4 protein-coding genes are annotated in these 2,521 nt (G+C 74.4%); 1 reads left to right on the top strand and 3 read right to left on the bottom strand.

The genetic code is table 11. From position 1 onward, the window contains the following. Position 1 precedes the first annotated feature (1 nt). The 3 genes from OZN99_RS29665 to sppA form a co-directional block, all read right to left on the bottom strand. Entirely contained in the window at positions 2 to 355 is a 354-nt protein-coding gene (locus OZN99_RS29665) for a LapA family protein (RefSeq protein WP_270938813.1), read from the bottom strand. 88 nt (positions 356 to 443) lie between these two features. After that, entirely contained in the window at positions 444 to 773 is a 330-nt protein-coding gene (gene ihfB, locus OZN99_RS29660) for an integration host factor subunit beta (RefSeq protein WP_270938812.1), read from the bottom strand. A 38-nt stretch (positions 774 to 811) separates the two neighbouring features. Then, positions 812 to 1,735, bottom strand: coding sequence for a signal peptide peptidase SppA (sppA, locus tag OZN99_RS29655; RefSeq protein WP_270938811.1), 924 nt, complete (start codon positions 1,733 to 1,735; stop codon positions 812 to 814). 170 nt (positions 1,736 to 1,905) lie between these two features. Between sppA and OZN99_RS29650 the strand changes: the two genes are divergently transcribed. Beyond that, on the top strand, positions 1,906 to 2,521 hold a 616-nt coding region (locus OZN99_RS29650; protein ID WP_270938810.1), incomplete at its 3' end, for a fused MFS/spermidine synthase.

Raw genomic sequence — 2,521 nt, 5'->3', positions numbered from 1 at the left:
GTCAGCGGCGTCCGGCCACCCTCAGCGCCGGCACCACGGCGGCATCGGGCACGCGGCCCATCTCGGCCTCGCGGCGGGCGGCGTCCTCCCGGGCGCGCATGGCGGTCAGCTCGGCCTCGAGCAGCTTCGCGGCCTGCTCGACGCGGGCTGCGCGGCGGCGGATGGGCAGCGCGGCGGCCCAGGCGATCAGCGCGCCGACCAGGAAGGCCACGGCGGCCAGCACCAGCACGGCGATGCCGAGCGGCGCGATCCAGGCCAGGTCGAAGGGCCACAGGCGGAGCTCGACATCCTGCGGGTTCGACAGCGCGAAGAGCGCCAGAACGATCAGCAGCGGCACGAACATGATCCAGCGCATCGCGACCCCCCTCGGGTGGAAAAAGCGGTCTCCTCCCCGAGACCTCTACGCCCGGGCGCCCCGGGCTGGAAGCGTCGGTGCCGGCGGATCAGCCCACCGGGGTCGGCGTGCGCGGCTTGCGGGCTGGCGCCTGCAGGGGTCCGCCGTTCACCCGCTCCCGCAATTCCTTGCCGGGCTTGAAGTAGGGCACCGCCTTGGCGGAGACCTCCACCGCCGTCCCGGTGCGCGGGTTGCGGCCGGTGCGCGGGTCGCGCCGCTTGATGGAAAAGGCGCCGAAGCCGCGCAGCTCCACCCGGTCGCCACGCGCCAGGGCGCTGGTGATCTCGTCGAAGATCGTGGAGACGATCAGCTCGACGTCGGGCTGCCGCAGATGCGGGTTCGCCTGCGCGAGCTGGGCGATCAGCTCCGATCGCGTCATGAGGAACGGCCGACCTCCCCCGGTGTGGCAGCGTGTCGCTACCGGGTGGCAGGCTGCCAAACGGCGCGGAACCGGTCAACGACAAGCCATTCCGCGACAAGGTCGCCCAGCACCGCGGACAGCGCGCTGCCGATCGTGCGCTCCGCCAGGCCGCGCGTCTGGATGTCGCGGACCGGCAGCCCGGCGGGAATGGCGCGCTCCTGCGCCAGCCAGGCGCGTGCCTCCGGCTCGCCGCCGATCGCGTCCACCAGGCCGAGGCCGAGCGCCTCGCGCCCCGTGAAGACTCGGCCATCGGCCAGGTCGCGCGCGCGGTCCGGCGGCAGGTTGCGGCCGGCGGCGACCTTGGCCACGAACTGGTCGTGCAGGTCGCGGACCACGCGCATGAGCTGTTCCCGCCCTTCCGCGGTCAGCGGGCGGAAGGGGTTCGGCTGGTCCTTGAAAGGGCCGGAGGGAAGGGTGTCCACCTGTACGCCGAGCCGGCCGAGCAGCTCCGACGCATCCACCGATTGCAGGATCACGCCGATGGAGCCTGTCACCGTGGCTTCGCGGGCGAAGATGCGCGCGGCCGGCAGCGCGGCCATGTAGCCCGCCGAGGCGGCGGTACCGCCCATCACCGCGACCACCGGCTTGGCTTCCGCGATGCGGGACAGGGCGGCGTGCAGCGCCTCTCCGCCGGACACGCTGCCGCCCGGGCTGTCGATGGCGACGATCACCGCCTTCACGCGCGAATCGCGCCGCGTGCGCTCCAGCGTCTCGTTCAGCTTGCGGTCGTCGCCGATGAAGCCGGAGACGCTGAGCCGGGCGACATGACCGGAGGAGGGCAGCAGGCCGGTCGGGTCCTCGCGCAGCGCGACGAGGGCGAAGACCAGCGCCGCGCCGACCAGCACGGCCATGCCGCGCCAGAGGGACAGGCGCCGCTTCAGCCGGCGGCGGTCGAGCAGGAGGTCGGCATCGAGGGGCATGGCGCGCATATGGCCCCCCCGGCGCCGCCCGGCCAAGTGGCGCCCGCGTGCGCGGGCGGACCGACGGCGATGTGAGGCGCGGGCGGGGAACCATGTCCGTGCGGCCACCTTGGCGCCGTTGTCGCGGCGGAACGGCAGAGGGACGTGCCGGCGGCGTCGGGGGTCGTGCCATGCTGCGCCTGTCTGCTGCCTTCTTCCTCTCGGGCTTCGGCGCGCTGCTCTGCCAGACCGCCTGGCAGCGCATGCTGGGCATCTTCGCGGGGTCCGATACCGTCTCCGCGGCGCTGGTGGTGGGTGCCTTCCTGGGCGGGCTCGGGCTCGGCAGCCTGGCGGGTGCGCGCATCGCCGACCGGCTGGCACCGCCCGCCGCGCTGCTCGCCTTCGCGCTCTGCGAGGCCCTGGTGGCCGGCTTCGCGCTGCTGTCGAAGCCCTTCCTCTACGACCTGCTGGCGATCCGCCTGGCGGGCGTGGTGGACGGCAAGGCGGCGATCTTCGCGCTCTGCTTCGCCGGCCTCGTGCTGCCGACGACCCTGATGGGCGCCTCCCTGCCGCTCGTCGCGCGGGCGGTGGCGACCAGCCTGGAGAGCGTGGCGGAGCGTGTCGGCACGCTGTACGGGCTGAACACGCTGGGAGCGGGGCTGGGTGCGCTGCTGGGCGGATGGCTGCTGCTTGGCAGGCTCGGCTTCACCGGCGCGCTCGGCGTCGCGGCCGTGCTCGACCTGGCCGCGGCGGGGCTGGCCTTGAGCCTCGTGCGGCGGCTGCGGCGCGGCGCCGCGCCGGCGCAGC

Source organism: Falsiroseomonas oryzae, from assembly GCF_027856955.1.
Taxonomy (GTDB): Bacteria; Pseudomonadota; Alphaproteobacteria; order Acetobacterales; family Acetobacteraceae; genus Falsiroseomonas; species Falsiroseomonas oryzae.
The sequence above is the reverse complement of the archived record's forward strand: the minus strand, read 5'-3'. Positions and strand labels throughout refer to the sequence as shown.